Raw genomic sequence first — 19,476 nt, 5'->3', positions numbered from 1 at the left:
AAGACGGCAAGGCTGGCCGCAATGCGCAAGCCTCAGACAACGAACCACTTACTTCGCCTTCGACACCGCCGGCAACAACCCAGGCTGCGCGTCGTACCACTCGCGCGCGCCGGCCAGATGCCACTGGCGTTGCTTGCCATCGAGTTCGATCCCGGCGCCCAGCACGCCCCAGCGCAGATACAGATCGCCGCGCCGCTGCTCATCGTTCAAGGCCAGTCTTGCACGCAGCGACAGCCGCGCATTCTCCGCATGCAGGTCGTCGATCAGCAACTGCTGCTTGCGCCAACGTACCCGGCCGGTGGCGTCGAGCTCGCCCGAATCCAGCAAGCCCAGTACCCAGCGCGGATAGTCGGCACGTTGCGCAAACACCGACAGCAGCGGCGCGACATCGCGCATGCGGATCGCCGCATCGGCATCCACCTGGAACGGTGCGCTGGCCTGGATGGTGCCGGCACCCACCTGCATCTGCCCCCACCAGTTGGCATCGCTGCTGTCGTCGCCCACACGCATATTGCGCAGGCGTACGCGCGTGCCGCTGAGGTCAAAAAACTTGTTCTTGAAATCGGCACGCTGCAGCTGCGCCTGCAATTCGGCATCGCCACGCATCTGCACGCCGGCCAGCGCCAAATGCGCGCCCTGCCCGCGCAGGTTGGCGTGGCCGCTGCCCACATCGCCAGCGGCATTGAGCGCCACATCGCCGGTCAGGCTGCCGCTGCCGCCGAGCAGGCGCACGTTCTTGCCCGGCAGGTACCGGTTGTAGACGGTGAGATCGGGAACGCGCGCATCGCTGAAACGCAGCTGCGCCTTGAGCGTGTCGCGCAGGCGCGCCAGTTCGGCATCGCCATGCATGGCCAGTTGCAGATCGCGGCCGTCCAGCAGGACCTGCCTGGGCGCATCGCGCGGTGCGGCCTTGAAGGTGGGGATGCTCACCTCCAGATGCGCCTGCGGCGTGGCGGCATCGTCGATGCGTCCATGCGCCTTGGCGATACCGGCCAGCCGCGTATCGAACACCTGCGCCACCGCCTCCACACGCGGAATCTCCAGGCTGCTGCCGCTGGCGAGCCGCCCTTGTGCCAAGCGCAGATCGGCCTCGACCAGGCCGCCGCCTGCGAGCTGGAACCAGGGCTTGCGCACGAACAGCTCGGCGATCCAGTTCAGCGATTCGAACTGCCAACGCCCACGCACCTGCCCGGACAGGCGCGGCAGCACCTGCGCAGGATCCTGGAAGGGAATGCTGCGCCCGGCGATGCGCAGATCGGCCTGCAGTTCGCTGCCCGTCTTCTCGTCGCGCGGCAGGCGTGCCTGCACACGGATGTCGCGCGCCACGTCCAGCTGCAGCGCCAGCATGCCGCGGTCGGTCGCGCCGACGCCGGCCATCAACGGCAGACGCCAGACCGCATGGCTGCCCTCCTGCAGGGTGCCGCGATCCAGCGTGATGTCGGCCTCCACCCGCGCCGCGGACGGCCCACTGCGGATGTCCACATGCGGCGCACCGGTATCGATCTTCAACGCCACGGTCGCGGCCTTCAGCTGCAGGCGCGCGTGAGTGATGCCGAGCTTGCGCAGGCCCGGCGCCTGGTCGCGGTAATGGCGCGGAAACTGGAATTGCGCATCCAGCTGCGCGCCATTGAACACTTGCACCCCGTCATAGCTGACCAGCGCATCGCGAAAGCCCGCTTCGGAGGGAAACAGCTCCGACGGGCCGCCCTTGAGCTGCTTGAGGAAGCCGACGCTGCCGTGGCCCTGCCCGGCGATCAGCAGCTTGCCCAGGCGCGCACTGCGGATGCTGTTGCTGGTGATCGCATCGAAGCGCAGCGTCCAGCCCTGATCGCCGCGCGGCGGTGGCGGAATGGGCGTGTCGGAGGTTTCCACTTCCGCTTCCAGGCCGGTGGCATGCAGCCAGGGCAGCCGCACCTCGCGCCGCAACAGCGGCAGCAAGGCCACGCGCGCATTGGCGCGGTCGGCGTGAAACACATACACGGTGCGGTTGGCCTGCCCGCGCATGCGCACGTTCCAGGCCATTACCTGCCCCGGAAACACGGTCAGTGCCGGGCCGGTCTGCATGGTGAATTTATGCGGCTGCCGGTTGGTGACGGCATCGAACAGCGGCGTGTTGAGAAACAGGTTGCTGGCCAGCAGATACAGCGCATACAGCGCCACCAGCACGACCACTGCGATACGCCATGGCCGGGGCCAGCGCTGGAAGCGGTCGCGAAGAGAGGACATGGGCGCAGGCAGAAGTCGAGTCTGTCGCCACTATCGCGGTTGCGCTGGCGGCGAGGCGTGAACATGGCCGGTAGCGCATCACCGTATCCGCTGCACGGCAGATGGGGATGCGTTGACGATTAGTGCTACAGCGCAGCAGTGCACAGGGCTTGCCGGCAGGCGCTCACCAGGCAACCGCAGGCCTGCCAGCGGCAACGCCAACGCCAGGCTCCATACGCAGAAGCGAAGGCGGGTGAAGCGTCGATGTGTTGCCCAACCGACCTGCCACGCAACAGCCCGCTTCGCACGCAGTTGCGGCCATCCGCACCATTGCATTGCACCATGGTCGCAGCGCGGCCGACGCATGCAGCGGCGATAATGGCAGTCCCCTGTCCCGCTGTGCCGCCCATGTCCGACGAACGCATCCTGTACGCGCCGCTGCGCGAGCGCCTGGTTTCTGCCGAGGCCGCTGCCGCATTGATCCAGCCCGGCGAGACCGTGGCGATGAGCGGCTTCACCGGCTCCGGTTACCCCAAGGCGGTGCCGATGGCGTTGGCGCAGCGCATCGAAGCGGCGCATCTGCAGGGCCAGCCATTCCAGATCAAGCTGATGACCGGCGCGTCCACCGCGCCGGAACTGGACGGCGCGCTAGCCAAGGCCGACGGCATCGCCATGCGCATGCCGTTCCAGTCCGACCCGGATGCGCGCCAACGCATCAACGCCGGCACGCTGGACTATATCGACATCCATCTCAGCCACGTCGCCCAGCACGTGTGGTTCGGCTTCTACGGGCAGATCGACACCGCCGTGGTGGAAGTCTCGGCGATCCGCGCCGACGGCAGCCTGGTGCCGTCCACCTCGATCGGCAACAACAAGACCTGGCTGGACCTGGCCAGCAAGGTGATCATCGAGGTCAACGATTGGCAGCCGGCCGGCCTGGATGGCATGCACGACGTGTACTACGGCACTGCGCTGCCGCCGCAGCGCAAGCCGATCCCGTTGATCCACGGCGACGACCGCATCGGCGAGCCCAGCCTGCGCTGCGATCCGGACAAGATCGTGGCAGTGGTGCGCACGCATGGCCCGGACCGCAACAGCCCGTTCGCTGCCGCCGACGACAGCAGCGAACGCATCGCCGAGCACCTGATCGCGTTCCTGCGCCACGAAGTGGACAAGGGCCGGCTGCCGGCCAGCCTGCTGCCGCTGCAATCGGGCGTGGGCAATATTCCCAATGCGGTGCTGGCGGGGCTTGCACGCAGCGGCTTCCGCGACCTGGAAGCGTTCACCGAAGTGATCCAGGACGGCATGCTCGCGCTGCTGCGCGATGGCGTGCTGCGCTACGCCTCGTGCACCGGTTTTGCGCTCAGCCCGGAGGGCAACGAGGAGTTCAAGCGCAATATCGATTTCTACCGGCAGCGCATCATCATGCGCACGCAGGAGATTTCCAATCATCCGGAGCTGGTGCGCCGGCTCGGCTGCATCGGCATGAACGGCATGATCGAGGCCGACCTGTACGGCAACGTCAATTCCACCCACGTGATGGGCAGCCGCATCATGAACGGCATCGGCGGCTCCGGCGACTTTGCGCGCAACGGCTTCCTGTCGATCTTCCTGAGCCCCAGCATCGCCAAGGCCGGCAGCATCTCGTCGATCGTGCCGATGGTCAGCCATGTCGACCACACCGAACACGACGTCTCGGTGATCGTCACCGAACAAGGCCTGGCCGATCTACGCGGCCTCACGCCCAAGCAACGTGCACGCCAGTTGCTCGATCACTGCGTCCACCCGCGCTATCGCGATGCGCTGGAAGATTATGTGGCGCGTGCCAATCGCGACAGCTATGGCAAGCACACCCCGCATCTGCTGACCGAGGCGCTGTCGTGGCATCAGCGCTGGTTGGAGACGGGGGATATGTTGGGGTGAGCAGGGAATCGGGAATCGGGAATCGGGAGTTGTAGCGCAGCGTGGCGGTGTTGCTAGAGGGATCGGAGCACGGCTGTCATGCCTGTGTTTAACGCTTCGCGAACTTCATTGCTGGCGCCGACATGCTGCGACATCGCGATGTCACGGATGTGGCGGATAACGTTTCTGCCCGCTCGCATTCGGCGGCAGGACGGCTCTCTCCCCCTCCTGCCGCTGGGCGCGACGGGTCACCACTGGGTGGTGTCCAATCCGTCGGGCCGGCTCCCTGCGCCGGCCCGGCGTTCTCGTTTTGGAGCGGCCATCAGCACGCGTGCGCTTGTGTTCATTGCCAGGCTGCTCGAAAGGGGCTTATCCCTTCTCCCGGCGGGAGAAGGTGGCGCGCAGCGCCGGATGAGGGTACGCGCGAAGCCTCGTGTTCTCACCCCACCGCCTCGCCGATCACGCAGCTTCGGCAACCCGCCTTGCGCGACGTGCGCGCACGGCTGTCGCCAGGCGCTCAAGCACCTGCACCGAGGCGTCCCACCCCAGGCAGCCGTCGGTGATGCTCTGGCCGTAGGTCAGTGCGCAGCCGGGCACCAGTTCCTGGCGTCCGCCGACCAGGTGGCTTTCCACCATGACGCCGACGATGCGGGTCTCGCCGCCTTCCAGTTGCGTGGCGATATCGTCGATGACCTTGGGCTGGTTCTCGGGATTCTTGCCGCTGTTGGCGTGGCTGGCGTCGATCATCAGCCGCGCCGGCAAGCCGGACGTGTTGAGCACCTGGCTGGCCGCTTCCACATTGGCCGCGTCGAAGTTGGGCTGCTTGCCGCCGCGCAGGATCACGTGGCAATCCGGGTTGCCTGCGGTCGCGGCCACCGCGGTGTGGCCGTCCTTGGTCACGGCCAGGAAATGATGCGGGTGCGAGGCCGCACCCACCGCGTCCACCGCAATCTTGACGTCGCCGCCGGTGCCGTTCTTGAAGCCCACCGGGCACGACAGGCCCGAGGCCATTTCGCGATGCACCTGGCTTTCGGTGGTGCGCGCGCCGATCGCGCCCCAGGCCACCAGGTCGGCGATGTACTGCGGCGAGATGATGTCGAGGAATTCCACACCGGCCGGCAGGCCGAGGTTGTTGATGTCGCGCAGCAGACCGCGCGCCACCCGCAGGCCCTTGTTGATCTGGAAGCTGCCATCCAGATCCGGATCGTTGATCAGGCCCTTCCAGCCGATGGTGGTGCGCGGCTTTTCGAAGTACACCCGCATCACGATCTCCAGCGCATCGCCGAATTGCTCGCGCAGCGGGCGCAGGCGGTGCGCGTAGTCCATCGCCGCGACCGGATCGTGGATCGAGCAGGGCCCGATCACCACAGCCAGGCGGTCGTCACGGCCATGCAGGATTTCGTGCAGCGCGGCACGCGAATTGGTCACGGTCTCGGAGGCGCGCTCGTCGCAGGGCAGCAGCGACAGCAGCTGCGAAGGTGGGGCAAGGGCTTCGATCTTGCGGATACGCAGGTCATCGGTCACAGGCGGCATAACAGTGTCTCGGTGGGCGGTGTTGCATCAGGGAGCCAGGCGCGGCGGCAACAAAAAAGCCGCCAGTGTGCGCTGGCGGCTTTTCGGGAATGCTGCTGAAGATTTCTTCAGGGTGAGCGCAATCCGTCCTCCGCCAGCGGCATCGGAAAACCGTAGTACCAAAAGTAAAACTGGCTGCGGGGTGCGTTCATTGAGTGCATTGATACCACGCACGTTTGGCCGTTGCCACTGTTTCATCGGCAACGGAACGTTGCAGCGCTGCCAATGCGGGGGTGCCTGCAAGCCGCATGTGTCGCGCCGACCACCGCGGCGCACGACAAGCTGGGCGAACCGATGCGCGGCATTACCACGCGCGCGTTGGCAGGCCGGGATCGAGCACGGCTTGCCTGCGCAGGTGCCATCGACCATGCATCGCACGCCACGGTGCGGTGCCGTGACGTGCGATGCGGCCACCACCTTCAATCAGAACGTAAACACATATTCCGCCGCCACTTCGCGGCCGATCGGGTTGAACAAGGTGGTGTTGTAGAAGCCGTAACCGTAGAAGCGCTCCTTGTTCTCGTAGCCCACTTCGTTGAACACGTTGTTGACGTAGAAGTTGACCTTGGCGTGGTCGGTGATTCTGTAGCCGGTGCTGAGGTTCCAGTAGATCGCCGGGCCGACGCGGCCGAAGTAGCGCTTGCTGCTCTCGCCCAGATGCACGTTGGCGGTGTCGGTGACCACGCATGCGTCCGAGGCACTGGGTTGGTAGCCGTCGTCGAAGCGCTCGCAGGTGCCCCAGTTGACAGCGCGCATGGAGCCGAGCCGGCGGAAGTACACCGTCCAATCCCAGGCGCCGCCGTTGTCCCAATGCACGCTGCCCCGCACGCGGCTGCGCACGCGTTCGTCGCGGCGGTTTTCGTCGCTGTCGGTACGGTAGATCTGCTCGCGATAGGCCAGCAGATTGTTGTAGTCCAGCGACAACTGGAAGTTGCCCCAACCCGCCGTAGCAAGCCGGTATTTCAGCGAGGCATCGATGCCGGAGGTTTCCATCTGCGCCAGGTTGATCGGGCCGCGCTCGATGCTGGCAATGGTGCCGTCGGCGTTGCGCAGCACGCGCGAGGTGATGGTGTCGCAATAGCCGGCGCCGCCGGGATTGTTCCAGGCGCCGCCGCTGATGGTGGTGCCGGTGCGGCAGCCGGCTTCGGCCGAGAGGATCTCGTCGCGGTCCAGATCCTTGATCATTTCCTCCAGCTCGATGCGGTAGTAATCCACGCTCAGCGACAGGCCCTGCACGATGTCCCACACCACCCCGCCAGTGAACGAGCGGCCGGTTTCCGAGCGCAGATCCGGCGTGCCGCGACGGTTCACGTCCACGGTGTAGTAGATGTTGCTGTTTTCGTCGTTGCAGCCGCCAGTGAGATACGCACCGGTGGCGATGCAGCGGTATTGGTCGATCACGGTCTGGTTGGTGGAGCTGGGTTCGCCGAGCACGTAATGCATGTCCGGCGCGCGGAAGCTGGTGGCCAGCGTGCTGCGCAACAACAGGCTCTCGACCGGGCGCCATTCCAGACCCGCGCTCCAGGTGGTGTCACTTTGGGTGCCGACATCGGTCGGAATCGCCGCCGAAGAGCGATAACTGCCGTAGCGATCGTAGCGGCCGGCGACATTGGCGCTCAACGTCGACAACAGCGGAATCTGGAATTCCAGCCCGGCCGAACTGCGCATGCGCTCGCCGCCGCCACTGTCCACCACATCGACCGGATAGCACTCGTTGGCGCAGGGGTCGGGCGACAGCTGGTAGCCCTGCTTGGCGACTTCGGCCACGGTGGCGAAGCGGATCGGCCCGGCCCAGCCCTGCACCAGATCGCCGCTCAGGCTGAAGCTGGCCTGGTTCACCCACGAATACGCCGAGTTATGCGATTTGGCGACCAGGTCGTCGTACTCGCTCGAGGACAGCGGCGCATACAGGCGCGCCTGGTTGATCGCATAGATCGGCGTGCCGTCGGCGGCGCTGCCGGTGGGGCTGCCGAGGAAATAATCGGTGGCGCGGGCGGTGTCCACGGTGCGTACGTATTCGTCCACCGTGTAGCGCGAGCGGCCCACGCTCAGCTCCCAGTCGAAGCGGTCGGCCCACACGCCACGCAAGCCGGCGCTCAGGTCCCAGGACTGCTCCTTGTTGTAGTTGGCCAGCCGGTCCCAACCACCGGCCTCGCGCCGGGTGAGCTGCCGGATCGCATACAGCGAGCGGCCGGTGGCCGCGTCCTGGAACGGACCCAGGTATGCGTACGGCGGGTCGTAGGTCCAGCGGCCGATGCTGCGGTTGGCCGACAGCGTGGCCCAGGCTTCGGTGTGCTCGCCGAACTTCCAGGTGCCGTAGAGATACGCCGAGTAGTCCTCGCTGCCGGTGACCAGCCCCCAGTCGCCGTAGTCGCGGGCCACGCCGCAGTAATCGCCGGCGTTGGTGACCACCCCGGTGTTCTGGTTGTAGCTCAGCCGCTGCCCGTCGATGAACTCGCCGCCGAAGCGCGCGCAGGTGCCGGCGGGCGGTGCGAGGCGTTCGTTGGTGTTGGCATCGACCAGGCTCAGGCCGGTGAACGGGTTGAAGCCGTAGCGGCGGTTCTGCCCGGTCCAGTTGGAATAGGCCATGTCGTCGGAATCGTCCATCTCGGGGCGATCGCGCCCGCTCAACGGATCGCGCCGGGTGGCCTGCAGCGCGTAGGTCAGGCTCCAGTTCTCGCCGGTGCGCCCGCCGGCCCAGGACACGTCGAAGCTGTCGCGGCCGCCTTCGGTGGCAGTGCCGCCGCGCAGCCGCACCTGGTCGCCCTGGTAATCGCGCTTGAGGATCACGTTGACCACGCCGGCCACCGCGTCCGAGCCGTAGATCGCTGAGGCGCCGCCGGTCAGGATGTCGATGCGCTCCACCGCCGCGGACGGGATGTTGCTGTAGTTGGAAAAGTTGCTCTCGCCGCCGTACGGCAGCGGGTAATCGGCCACGCGGTGGCCGTTGACCAGCAGCAGGGTGCGGCCCGGACCCAGATCGCGCAGGTTGATCGGCGAGGCGTTGGGCGTATGCGAGCCCCATTGCGTATCAGCCTCCACCGAGCCCTGCTGGTTCATGCTGTTGAGCACGTCGTAGACGGTGGCAAAGCCCTCCTGCTGGATCTGCTGCGCGGAGATGGTGACCACCGGTTGCGCGCCTTCGACCTGCGCGCGCTTGATGCGCGAGCCGGTGACGCTGACCGCGTCCAGCGTGGAGGTGGCGCGCGGTTGCTCCGGCTCGGCCTGCTGGGCCGCCGCCGACGGTGCGATGGCGGCGGTCAGGGCGAGGGACAAGGAAATCGACAAGGCAAGGCGATGAATGCGGCAGTTCATAAGATCCCCGGGAGAGGCCGGCATGACCGGCGTGGCGTTCCACTGCAACGACGCCTGCGAGCGATGCACCGCATCGCCGCCCCCTGTCCGATGGCCCCCCGACCGTTCGGCGCAAGCGCCTGCCCAGCGACGCTAGGTTGGCGCTGACATCGATGTCAACACACTGTCATGCAAGTGTGATGGGGTTCGCGATCCACGCGATGGCACGCACGTCGACACGGTTGGGGCCGCGAACCGATTGCGCGAACCGGTGGCATCTGCGCCGCGTAGGAGCGCACCCGGGCGCGATTGGGCGTTCCCGGTGAAGCCCCTTCGCGCCCTGGGGCGCTCCTACGGGGTCATGGGGTTTGCGTGGCCATGCAAGCGCCGAGTTCGACAAGGTCGAGGCCGCGAACCGATTGCGCGAACCGGTGGCATCGGCCCCACGTAGGAGCGCACCCGGGCGCGATTGGGGCATTCCCGGTGAAGCCCATTCGCGCCCTGGGGCGCTCCTACGGGGTCATGGGGTTTGCGTGGTTATACACGCGTGGGTTCGAAACGGTCGGGTTCGCGAATCGTTGGCCGCACCGGTGCCAGGTAGGAGCGCACCCGGGCGCGACTGGGGCATTCCCGGTGAAGCCCTTTCGCGCCCAGGGGCGCTCCTACGGGTCATGATGGGGTCTGCGTGGCCACGCACGACCTCTTGCGGCATCCATCTCATCGCCCACAAAAAAACCCCGCCTTTCGGCGGGGTCCTTTTTTGCTGCAACAGCCGAGTGGCGTGGATCAGAAATCCATGCCGCCCATGCCGCCCATGCCACCGCCGGCCGGCATCGCCGGCTCGTCCTTCTTCGGTGCATCGGCCACCATGGCTTCGGTGGTGATCATCAGGCCGGCGATCGAGGCTGCGTTCTGCAGCGCCGAGCGGGTGACCTTGGTCGGATCCAGGATGCCGAACTCGACCATGTCGCCGAACTCGCCGTTGGCCGCGTTGTAACCGTAGTTGCCGGTGCCTTCCTTGACCTTGTTCAGGATCACGGACGGCTCTTCGCCGGCATTGGCCACGATTTCGCGCAGCGGGGCTTCCATCGCGCGCAGGGCGATCTGGATGCCGTGGGTCTGGTCTTCGTTGGCACCGGTCAGGTTACCGACAGCCACTAGCGCACGCACCAGGGCCACACCGCCGCCCGGGACCACGCCTTCTTCGACGGCTGCACGGGTGGCGTGCAGGGCGTCTTCGACGCGGGCCTTCTTTTCCTTCATTTCGATTTCGGTCGACGCGCCGACCTTGATCACTGCAACGCCACCGGCCAGCTTGGCCACGCGCTCCTGCAGCTTCTCGCGGTCGTAATCGGACGAGGTGTCTTCGATCTGGGTCTTGATCTGGCCAACGCGGGCTTCGATCGTGGCCGAGTCGCCGGCGCCGTCGATGATGGTGGTGTTCTCCTTGGAGACCTGCACCTTCTTCGCGCGGCCCAGGTCCTTGATCGTGGCCTTCTCCAGCGCCAGACCCACTTCCTCGGAGATCACGGTGCCGCCGGTCAGCACCGCCATGTCTTCCAGCATCGCCTTGCGACGGTCGCCGAAGCCCGGTGCCTTGACGGCCACGACCTTGACGATGCCACGGATGGTGTTGACCACCAGGGTGGCCAGCGCTTCGCCTTCGACTTCTTCAGCGACGATCAGCAACGGCTTGCCGGCCTTGGCCACGCCTTCCAGCACGGGCAGCAGGTCGCGCACGTTGGAGATCTTCTTGTCGTGCAGCAGGATGAACGGGTCGTCCAGGTCGGCCGACTGGCTCTGCTGGTTGTTGATGAAGTACGGGGAGAGGTAGCCGCGATCGAACTGCATGCCCTCGACCACGTCCAGCTCGTTTTCCAGGCCCGAGCCTTCTTCAACGGTGATCACGCCTTCCTTGCCGACCTTCTGCATCGCTTCGGCAATGATGTTGCCGATCGACTCGTCCGAGTTGGCCGAGATGGTGCCGACCTGGGCAATCGCCTTGTCGTCGGTGGTGGGCTTGGAGATGTTCTTCAGCTCGATGACGGCGGCCTTGACGGCCTGGTCGATACCGCGCTTGAGGTCCATCGGGTTCATGCCGGCGGCCACAGCCTTGGCGCCTTCGCGGATCAGGGCCTGGGCCAGCACGGTGGCGGTGGTGGTGCCGTCGCCGGCGTTGTCGTTGGTCTTGGAAGCGACTTCCTTGACCATCTGCGCGCCCATGTTCTCGAACTTGTCAGCCAGTTCGATTTCCTTGGCGACGGAGACGCCGTCCTTGGTGATGGTCGGCGCGCCGAAGCTCTTCTCGAGCACGACGTTGCGGCCCTTCGGGCCCAGGGTGGCCTTGACGGCATTGGCAAGCACGTTGACGCCACGAACCATACGGGTACGTGCGTCTTCACCGAAACGAATGTCTTTAGCAGCCATTTGTATGTAACTCCGGAAATGGGGAATAGGGAATGGGGAATCGGCAGATCAACAGCGTGAATCGGGGCGGGGTGGGATGGCGAAGTGGGTTAGCCGCTTTGCCCATTCCCGATTCCCAACTCCCGATTCCCGGCGCATAGCGCCTGATCAGCCGATGACGGCCAGGATGTCGTCTTCGCGCAGCACCTTGTACTCGACGCCTTCGGACTTGTAGCTGCTGCCGGCGTACTGGCCGTAGATGACCTTGTCGCCGACCTTGACCACCGGCGCGCGCAGGCTGCCGTTGTCCAGGGGCTTGCCGGCGCCGATGGCGACGACTTCACCCTTGGTGGACTTTTCCTTGGCGGAGTCCGGGATCACGATGCCGCCGGCGGAAACTTCGTCGGCTTCGATCGGCTTGACTACAACGCGGTCGTGAAGCGGCTTGATGCTCATAGAGAAAGACCCTCTTAAGTGATTGATTGGCCTGGAAATTATCGGCGATGTTAGCACTCGTATGTGACGACTGCCAGCACAGCGCGCGGAAAAAACCCGACAGAGCGGGTGCGGGCCAGAGATTGTGCTGTGTGGCCAGCTTTCAAGGGCTGGGGGCAAAAAATTTTCGCCGGGCAGTTCCGTCCCAGGGCCACGACGCGGCCGACACGACCTGGCAAGCAGTACGACCGCTGGCGACCGACAGCCGAGTGGGAACCGGTCTGCGCAACAGCCGGCTACGCCTGAGGCCGGCTACCAGACCACTGGCACGTCGGGCAGTGCGCGGTGAGCAGTCGCCGGAGCAGCCGCTCTAAAAATGGAACCAGGTTCCACCGATTGTCATGCGCACGTTTTACAGTCGGCCACGCATTCCCCGATCACAAGGAGCTGTCGATGAGGTTGCCGTCCCCTGCCCGTGTTTTCCCCTTGCGCTGGTCCCCCAGCTGCACGCTTCCCCTGGCCTGTGCGCTCGCGCTGGCCGTCCCCACCGTCCACGCGGCGGTGTTCATCAACGAACTGCATTACGACGACGCAGGCGCCTCCGGCGACAGCGGCGAAGGGGTGGAAGTGGTGGCCACCGCCGGCGAATCGCTGAGCGGCTACCGCATCTATCTGTACAACGGCAGCACACCGGGCGCGGCAACGGTCTACGCCAATACGGCGGTGCCGGCCGGCAGCCTGGCCAGCTGCGGCAGCCAGGTGCGCGTGGCCACGGTCGGCTACGCCAGCAACGGCGTGCAGAACGGGCCCAACGACGGCGTGGCACTGGTCGACCCCAACGGCCAGTTGGTGCAGTTCCTCAGTTACGAAGGCGCCATCACCGCCAGCGGCGGCCCTGCCGCCGGCATCACCAGCCAAAACCTGCCGGTCAGCGAGAGCAACAGCAGCGCGGTCGGCAGTTCGCTGCAACTGACCGGCACCGGCAGCAGCGCGGCCAACTTCAGCTGGGCCGGCTCGTCGGCGCAGAGCTTTGGCGCGTGCAACCGCGGCCAGAGCTTCAACGGCAGCGGCGGTGGCGGCGAGACCGGCGCGGCACCGACGATCACCAGCACCACCCCGACCCAGGGCGCGACCGGCTTTCCCGCCGCCGGCGACCTGAGCGTGGGCTTCAGCGAGGCGGTGACGCTGAGCAGCGGCGCGTTCGCGCTGAGCTGCGCCAGCTCCGGCACGGTGGCGCTGAGCTACCCGACCAGCGGCACCCGCTTCAGCCTGTCCACCAACACCGCCCTGGTCGGTGGCGAGCGCTGCACCCTGGCGATCACCGCCAGCGCCATCCGCGATGCCAGCGGGCTGAGCCCGGCCGCCAACCAGTCCATCACCTTCACCGTGGCCACCGCCAGCGGCGGCGGCACCGGTTACTACTCGCGGGTCAACACCGCCAATGCCAGCCAGTTGCGCTGTTCGCTGCACACCGTGATCAAGGGCCACACGGCCTATCCGTACAGCGGCTCGGGCACCAGCACCTGGACCATCCTGGAGATGGCCGACGAGGATCCCAACAACAGCGGCCGGATCCTGGACGCCTACCGCAACCGCAGCTACGCCAAGGGCAGCGACCGCGCCGGCACCGGGAGCGGGCTGACCTACAACCGCGAGCACACCTGGCCCAACTCGCTGGGCTTTGGCAGCGCCAGCGGCGACAAGGGGCTGCCATATGCGCCCTACACCGACACCCACATGCTGTATCTGACCGACACCGCCTTCAACGCCGACCGCGGCAACAAGCCCTATGCGGCCTGCACCAGCAGCTGCGGCGAGCGGGTCACCGAGGTCAATGACGGCAGTGGCGGCGGCAGCGGGCGCTATCCGGGCAATTCCAACTGGGTGCGCACCCCGGACGGCAACGGCGGCACCTTCGAGGTGTGGGGCAAGCGCAAGGGCGACATGGCGCGTGCGGTGATGTACATGGCGATCCGCTATGAAGGCGGTACCGACGCGGCCACCGGGCAGTCCGAGCCGGACCTGGAACTCACCGACGACCGCAGCAAGATCGTGCAGACCTCGGCTTCGCCGGCCTACATGGGCCTGTTGTCCACGCTGCTGGCCTGGCACCAGGCCGACCCGCCGGACGATGCCGAGCGGGCGCGCAACCAGGTGATCTTCAGCTTCCAGGGCAACCGCAACCCGTTCGTGGATCACCCCGAATGGGCGACCTCGAGCCTGTTCACCTCGGCCAAGCCGGCCAGCTGCCAGCTGGCCAATTGATCCGGCCCGGCCCGGTGCCCCAGGCGCCGGGCCGGGAGACGGCCTGCAGCGGCAATCCACGTGCCCGCTCGCGCGCCTGCTGCGCGGTGCCGTCGGCCCCGCGACCTGCAACGTCAGTGGGCAGGCGAAGACCTGGGTAACGCAGGTCGACGTGTATGACAGCATCTACAAAACGCCAGTCGCAGCATGGCGTGCCCTGCTGGATGGATGAAATGCCCGGCTGAGCCCCGGCTCGCTGTCTCGGCCCGGCCAGCGCGTGGTCGCTCGGCCTGTTCCAACCACGTGCCCGCACTACGCCCGCTTACTCCGGTGTAGTGCCATCGCACCCTCGCATGGTCGGCCACCAAGGCGCGGTGTCGCCGGCCAGCCGCCAGGCCCAGCGAACTTAATGCCCTGTTCCGGAATCTGCGGTCGATCCCCCGCAGACAGGGGATTACACTGCGCGGTCACATGAGCGCCTCTTCCCTCCATCTGTTGTTCAGCACCTGCCCGGATGCCGACAGCGCCGAGCGCATTGCGCGCGTGCTGCTGGACGAGCGCCTGGCCGCCTGCGTCACCCAGCTGCCCGGCGTGCAGTCGCTGTACCGCTGGAACGGGGCGATCGAGCGCAGCCAGGAAGTGCAGTTGTTGATCAAGACCTGGGAAGACCGCCTGCCGGACGCCATCGCGCGGCTGCAAGCGCTGCATCCGTATGAACTGCCGGAGGCGATCGCGGTCCAAGCCAGCGCCGGGCTGCCGGCGTATCTCGATTGGGTCCGGGCCGAAACCCGCAAGGAATCCTGACGTCCATGAAGTCTCTGTCCCGCTGGATCGCCCGCTGCGCATTGCTGGCCGTACCGTTGCTCGCCGCGCCGCTGGCGCTGGTGGCGCCCCTGCCCGCGCAGGCCGCGGTCACCGAGGCCGACCTGCTGCCGGTGGATCAGGCCTTCACCCTGAGCGCCACTGCCGACAGCCGCGACAGCATCGCGCTGCGCTGGAAGATCGCGCCGGGCTATTACCTGTATCGCCACCGCATCAGCGTCAAATCCGGGCAAGGCTTTGCCGCCGGCGAGCTGGCGCTGCCGGAAGGCGAGAGCAAGCACGACGAGTTCTTTGGCCAGGTGCAGACCTACCGCAAGCAGCTGCAGGCCAGGCTGGCCGGCAAGGCCGATGCCGGGTTGCAGACCGCCGTGCTACAGGTGCAATACCAGGGTTGCGCCGACGCCGGCGTGTGCTACCCGCCGCAACGCCGCGAGCTGCGCGTGCGCCTGCCCGATGCCTCGGCTCCCGCCGCGACGCCCGCCACCCCGCGCGAAAACCTGGGCGCACTGGTGCCGCGCGCACCGGCAGGCCCGCGGCTGTTCGGCAGCACCGGCCAGGCCGCCGGCGTGGACGCACTGCCGCTGCCGGCCGAGCAGGCCTTCACCTTCGAAGCCATCGTCGGCGACGGCAACAGCCTGCTGCTGCGCTTCACCCCCGCGCCCGGCTATTACATCTACCGCGACCGCACCTCGCTGGCGCTGGAAGGCGTCGGCGGCGTGCGTCCCGGGCTGCCGCGCTGGCCGCAGGGCAAGGCGCACCGCGATGAGCACTTCGGCGATGTGGTGGTGTATTTCGACCAGGCCGAAGTCACCTTGCCGCTGCTGCGCGAGCACGCCGAGCCGGTCAAGGCGACCCTGGTGGCGACCTTCCAGGGCTGCCAGACCGACGGCATCTGCTACCCGCCGATGACCCGTCGGGTGGCGCTGGAGTTGCCCGCCGGCACGGTGTCGCCGCAGAACCAGGCGCAGGCCGCGCCGCTGATGATCTCGCCGCTGCCGGCCGGGCAGCTGCCTGCGGAACCGGCGCCGGCACCGACGCCCGCGGCGACTGCAGCGCCGGCCGCAGATGCCTCGGCCGACAATCCGCAGCGCACCCAGCCACCGCACACCGACAAGGGCTTGCTGGCCATGCTGGTGCTGGCCTTGCTCGGCGGGCTGGTGTTGAACCTGATGCCCTGTGTGCTGCCGATCCTGTCGCTGAAGGTGTTGGGCCTGGCCCACAGCGGCGAGAGCCGCAGCCACGCGCGCAGCCATGCGATCTGGTATTCGCTGGGCGTGCTGGTGTCGTTTGCGGCGATCGGCGCGCTGGTGATCGGCCTGCGCGCGGCCGGCCAGGCGGCCGGCTGGGGCTTCCAGCTGCAGCAGCCGTGGTTCGTCGCGGCGCTGGCCTATCTGATGTTCGTGGTGGGGCTGAGCCTGTCGGGCGTGTTCACGCTGGGCAGCAATCTGGGCGGCATCGGCCAGTCGCTGGCAGCGCGCAATGGCCCGCTGGGTGATTTCTTCACCGGCGTGCTGGCCTGCGTGGTGGCCAGCCCCTGCATCGCCCCGTTCATGGGCACCGCACTGGCGTATGCCTTCACCGCCCCGGCGCTGCTGGCGATGCTGGTGTTTCTGGCGCTGGGCCTGGGCCTGGCGCTGCCGTTCCTGCTGATCGGCTTCATTCCCTCGCTGGCGCGGCGGCTGCCCACGCCCGGCGCGTGGATGGAAACGCTCAAGCAGGTGCTGGCGTTCCCGATGTATCTCACTGCGATCTGGCTGCTGTGGGTGCTGGGCAAGCAGCGCGGCGTGGACGCGCTGGCGCTGATGCTGGTTGGCGCCACCCTGCTGGCACTGGGCCTGTTCTGCTTCGAGCGCAGCCGCTGGAAGAGCCATCGCATCGGCATGGGCCTGGCCGCGGTGATGCTGGTGCTGGCGATCGTGCCGGTGGTCGGGGTCACCCGCCTGCGCCTGCCGGCTGCCACTGCTGCCGAAGGCGTGGTGGCGTTCTCGCCGCAGTTGCTGGACCGCCTGCGCGCCGACAACCGCGTGGTGTTCGTCAACATGACCGCCGACTGGTGCGTGACCTGCAAGGCCAACGAGAAGAACGTGCTGAGCAGCGCCGACTTCCGCGACGCACTGCGCCGCGTCGACGCGGTCTACATGAAAGGCGACTGGACCAACGTCGACCCCAGGATCAGCGCCTTCCTCGACCAGCACCAGGCCGTCGGCGTGCCGCTGTACGTGGTCTACGGCCCCGGCGCACCGCCGGCGGTGCTGCCGACCGTGCTGACCAACGCGATCACCGAGGATGCGTTGCTGCGCGCGGCGCGGTGAAGTGAAGCGCCGCGCGTGCAAGCGCGGCGTTTTGTCCGTGGTGTGTCGATCGTGCGCGTGTGCCGCATGAGGCAATGTGTGCAAAGCCGTCGATCGGGGTTGCTCGGCGCAGGGACGGGCGTGGCCTATCCATTGCAGGAGCGACGGGACGCTCAAGTGGGCTGCATGGGCCGGGTCGGCACTGATGCGCATTGTCCGATGCAGAGCGGTCAGGATGGGCACGCAGGCGATCAACCGAAATGAGCCGGCGAAAGCACACACTCTTCAGCAGACACCTCGGCCGTCACTTCGGCTTGAACAGCTGCCTGATTTTTAAACGGCATGGTGCGATGACGAAGGCATCGAGCATCGACCAGTGCTGACGCAGTTGAATGACGGCGAACAACACCAGCACATCGATGCCGACCATGTTGATCAACAGCAAGGCGGACACCAGCTCGGGATTGGACACCAACAGGATCAGGGTGCTCGCTGCAATGAGCGCACCCCATTTCCGTGCGAACGGAGCCGTCAACATGCGGCGAATGGATCGCATCTCAGCTACCTCCACCACGATCCGAAGTCTGCAATGCTCCCGCAGCCGTTTGCGTGGCCACGTCCACGTCCAATCCTGGACTCGGTCCAGGCGCCTGATTGTTGTTCGCCGTCATCAGCGGCCGATCGCCAGAAAACGCCATGGCCGCGTTGCCGCGGCGCCAGATAATGCATTCGTTTTTTCCACGGGCAAGTGGCTCCTGTCGCTGCAGCGGTGCAGCATTGTCGAGACAACATGCAGCCGATCTACCCAGACACAATGCCGTAGCCAACGACTGAACTGGCTTTTCCCCGGAACGTCTGCTTGCCATGACCATGCGTAGCAGGTGCATCCCGAGGTCATCACGACCGGCAACGCATCGGTGCCAAGCAGCTGCGTTCGGTGAAGCGGGTGTACTGCCAGGCGTGTCATCCTGAGCCAGACGGCCTGCCAGGGCGAATACCTCGACAGGACCGCTGATGTGGTCGCTTGTGCCAGATTGCAGGGCATCAGGCTGCAAGTCGCGTGCATCAAGCCAGTCCCTCCCCCTCACTGGCAACTCCTGCCGCAGACGAGACACCACTGTTTTCGTACGGCGACCTGTGTCACTTAAATGCCTGCGAAGCCAGATTTTCAATCAGTCGTTTAAAACAGACCTAACTTCGCCTATCTGGACAGCATCGGCGACATCGCGCAGACTTCCGGCCTTTCCGCTCTCCCGGATGTCATGGCCCACCTGCTGCTGTTGCACGGCCCCAACCTCAACCTGCTCGGCACCCGCGAGCCGGATGTCTACGGGCGCACCACGCTGGCGCAGATCGATGCGGCTCTGGTGGATCGTGCGCAGGCCGCCGGGCATACGCTGGCCTGTTTGCAGTCCAATGCCGAGCACGTGCTGGTGGAGCGCATCCACGCCGCGCGCGAGGACGGCACCGCCTACATCCTGATCAACCCGGCCGCCTTCACCCATACCTCGGTGGCGCTGCGCGACGCGCTGCTGGGCGTGGGGTTGCCGTTCGTGGAAATCCATCTGTCCAACCCGCATGCGCGCGAGCCGTTCCGTCACCACAGCTATCTCAGCGACAAGGCCGACGGCGTGATCTGCGGCTTTGGCGCCGACAGCTACCGGCTGGCGCTGGAAGCGGTGATTGCGCGGCTGGAACGCGACGCATGACATCCCGATCACCCACGCCGGCGCCCGCGCCGACGGCCTGACCCCCTTCCGCCGGCAGCCGCCGGCAACCTCCACCGATTCACCTCATGAGGCCCGTATGGATCTCCGCAAAATCAAGAAACTGATCGACCTGCTCGAAGAATCCAATCTCGCCGAAATCGAGATCAAGGAAGGCGAAGAAAGCGTGCGTCTGGCGCGCGTGCCCAAGGGCACCACCGTGATGAGCGCGCCGGTGCAGCAGTACGCACCTGCCCCGCCCGCGCAGGCCCCGGCCGCCCCCAGCATGCCGATGCAGTCGCCCACCGAGGCCTCCACCGGCGGCGCCAAGCAGGCTGCCGCCCTGCCGGAAGGCCACGTATTGCGCGCGCCGATGGTCGGCACCTTCTACACCTCGCCCTCGCCGGACAAGCCGGCCTTCGTCACCGTCGGCCAGCAGGTCAAGGCCGGCGAAACGCTGGCGATCATCGAGGCGATGAAGATGTTCAACCCGATCGAAGCCGACGTCTCCGGCACCATCGTGGCCATCCTCGGCGAAACCGGCCAGCCAGTGGAATTCGATCAGCCGTTGTTTGTGATTGGCTGAGAGCCGGGAATCG

Annotated in this window: 13 protein-coding genes; 6 read left to right on the top strand and 7 right to left on the bottom strand. The window is 66.6% G+C overall.

What is annotated here, in order from left to right:
• Positions 1-48: 48 nt before the first annotated feature.
• Entirely contained in the window at positions 49-2,226 is a 2,178-nt protein-coding gene (locus ABQY74_RS03090) for a hypothetical protein (protein WP_115510342.1), read from the bottom strand.
• A 387-nt stretch (positions 2,227-2,613) separates the two neighbouring features.
• Between ABQY74_RS03090 and ABQY74_RS03085 the strand changes: the two genes are divergently transcribed.
• A complete protein-coding gene (locus ABQY74_RS03085) occupies positions 2,614-4,128 on the top strand; it encodes an acetyl-CoA hydrolase/transferase family protein (protein WP_039523179.1) in 1,515 nt (504 codons plus the stop codon).
• 438 nt (positions 4,129-4,566) lie between these two features.
• On the opposite strand, the gene ABQY74_RS03080 is transcribed toward ABQY74_RS03085, so the two are convergent.
• The 5 genes from ABQY74_RS03080 to ABQY74_RS03060 all read right to left on the bottom strand — a co-directional run bounded on the left by ABQY74_RS03080 (position 4,567) and on the right by ABQY74_RS03060 (position 11,835).
• Positions 4,567-5,640, bottom strand: a complete 1,074-nt coding sequence (locus ABQY74_RS03080) for a 3-deoxy-7-phosphoheptulonate synthase (protein ID WP_046345560.1) — start codon at positions 5,638-5,640, stop codon at positions 4,567-4,569.
• Between the two features lie 27 nt (positions 5,641-5,667).
• Positions 5,668-6,048 (bottom strand): hypothetical protein, encoded by a 381-nt coding sequence (locus ABQY74_RS03075; protein WP_126967839.1) that lies wholly within the window; start codon positions 6,046-6,048, stop codon positions 5,668-5,670.
• A 54-nt stretch (positions 6,049-6,102) separates the two neighbouring features.
• Positions 6,103-8,994 (bottom strand): TonB-dependent receptor domain-containing protein, encoded by a 2,892-nt coding sequence (locus tag ABQY74_RS03070; protein WP_349793334.1) that lies wholly within the window; start codon positions 8,992-8,994, stop codon positions 6,103-6,105.
• A gap of 765 nt (positions 8,995-9,759) precedes the next feature.
• The gene (groL, locus tag ABQY74_RS03065; RefSeq protein ID WP_011035771.1) at positions 9,760-11,400 is read right to left on the bottom strand and encodes a chaperonin GroEL; all 1,641 of its coding nucleotides are present in this window, start codon (positions 11,398-11,400) and stop codon (positions 9,760-9,762) included.
• Positions 11,401-11,547: 147 nt separating this feature from the next.
• Positions 11,548-11,835 carry a co-chaperone GroES gene (locus ABQY74_RS03060; protein ID WP_003483210.1) on the bottom strand — a complete coding sequence of 96 codons (288 nt, stop codon included), beginning with the start codon at positions 11,833-11,835 and terminating at the stop codon, positions 11,548-11,550.
• A gap of 432 nt (positions 11,836-12,267) precedes the next feature.
• On the opposite strand from ABQY74_RS03060, the gene ABQY74_RS03055 reads away from it, so the two are divergent.
• From ABQY74_RS03055 to ABQY74_RS03045, 3 genes are all read left to right on the top strand, one after another.
• Positions 12,268-14,079, top strand: coding sequence for an endonuclease (locus ABQY74_RS03055; RefSeq protein WP_126967837.1), 1,812 nt, complete (start codon positions 12,268-12,270; stop codon positions 14,077-14,079).
• A 450-nt stretch (positions 14,080-14,529) separates the two neighbouring features.
• Positions 14,530-14,862, top strand: a complete 333-nt coding sequence (cutA, locus tag ABQY74_RS03050; RefSeq protein WP_024940554.1) for a divalent-cation tolerance protein CutA — start codon at positions 14,530-14,532, stop codon at positions 14,860-14,862.
• A 5-nt stretch (positions 14,863-14,867) separates the two neighbouring features.
• The gene (locus ABQY74_RS03045; protein WP_349793331.1) at positions 14,868-17,192 is read left to right on the top strand and encodes a protein-disulfide reductase DsbD; all 2,325 of its coding nucleotides are present in this window, start codon (positions 14,868-14,870) and stop codon (positions 17,190-17,192) included.
• A gap of 283 nt (positions 17,193-17,475) precedes the next feature.
• On the opposite strand, the gene ABQY74_RS03040 is transcribed toward ABQY74_RS03045, so the two are convergent.
• Positions 17,476-17,709, bottom strand: a complete 234-nt coding sequence (locus tag ABQY74_RS03040; protein ID WP_372470031.1) for a hypothetical protein — start codon at positions 17,707-17,709, stop codon at positions 17,476-17,478.
• A gap of 724 nt (positions 17,710-18,433) precedes the next feature.
• Between ABQY74_RS03040 and aroQ the strand changes: the two genes are divergently transcribed.
• Positions 18,434-18,880 carry a type II 3-dehydroquinate dehydratase gene (gene aroQ / locus ABQY74_RS03035; RefSeq protein WP_024940552.1) on the top strand — a complete coding sequence of 149 codons (447 nt, stop codon included), beginning with the start codon at positions 18,434-18,436 and terminating at the stop codon, positions 18,878-18,880.
• Positions 18,881-18,977: 97 nt separating this feature from the next.
• The gene (gene accB, locus ABQY74_RS03030) at positions 18,978-19,463 is read left to right on the top strand and encodes an acetyl-CoA carboxylase biotin carboxyl carrier protein (RefSeq protein ID WP_016903367.1); all 486 of its coding nucleotides are present in this window, start codon (positions 18,978-18,980) and stop codon (positions 19,461-19,463) included.
• Positions 19,464-19,476 lie beyond the last annotated feature (13 nt).

It is taken from the genome of Xanthomonas sp. WHRI 7064 (genome assembly GCF_040202355.2).
In the GTDB taxonomy this organism is placed as follows: domain Bacteria; phylum Pseudomonadota; class Gammaproteobacteria; order Xanthomonadales; family Xanthomonadaceae; genus Xanthomonas; species Xanthomonas arboricola.
Note: the sequence above shows the minus strand (reverse complement) of the source record. Positions and strands in the feature narration are given on the sequence as shown.

Coding starts and splice junctions, on each gene's coding strand:
- ABQY74_RS03090 (WP_115510342.1), bottom strand. CDS start 2,226: ATGTCCTCTCTTCGCGACCGCTTCCAGCGCTGGCCCCGGCCATGGCGT.
- ABQY74_RS03085 (WP_039523179.1), top strand. CDS start 2,614: ATGTCCGACGAACGCATCCTGTACGCGCCGCTGCGCGAGCGCCTGGTT.
- ABQY74_RS03080 (WP_046345560.1), bottom strand. CDS start 5,640: ATGCCGCCTGTGACCGATGACCTGCGTATCCGCAAGATCGAAGCCCTT.
- ABQY74_RS03075 (WP_126967839.1), bottom strand. CDS start 6,048: ATGGTCGATGGCACCTGCGCAGGCAAGCCGTGCTCGATCCCGGCCTGC.
- ABQY74_RS03070 (WP_349793334.1), bottom strand. CDS start 8,994: ATGAACTGCCGCATTCATCGCCTTGCCTTGTCGATTTCCTTGTCCCTC.
- groL (WP_011035771.1), bottom strand. CDS start 11,400: ATGGCTGCTAAAGACATTCGTTTCGGTGAAGACGCACGTACCCGTATG.
- ABQY74_RS03060 (WP_003483210.1), bottom strand. CDS start 11,835: ATGAGCATCAAGCCGCTTCACGACCGCGTTGTAGTCAAGCCGATCGAA.
- ABQY74_RS03055 (WP_126967837.1), top strand. CDS start 12,268: ATGAGGTTGCCGTCCCCTGCCCGTGTTTTCCCCTTGCGCTGGTCCCCC.
- cutA (WP_024940554.1), top strand. CDS start 14,530: ATGAGCGCCTCTTCCCTCCATCTGTTGTTCAGCACCTGCCCGGATGCC.
- ABQY74_RS03045 (WP_349793331.1), top strand. CDS start 14,868: ATGAAGTCTCTGTCCCGCTGGATCGCCCGCTGCGCATTGCTGGCCGTA.
- ABQY74_RS03040 (WP_372470031.1), bottom strand. CDS start 17,709: ATGTTGACGGCTCCGTTCGCACGGAAATGGGGTGCGCTCATTGCAGCG.
- aroQ (WP_024940552.1), top strand. CDS start 18,434: ATGGCCCACCTGCTGCTGTTGCACGGCCCCAACCTCAACCTGCTCGGC.
- accB (WP_016903367.1), top strand. CDS start 18,978: ATGGATCTCCGCAAAATCAAGAAACTGATCGACCTGCTCGAAGAATCC.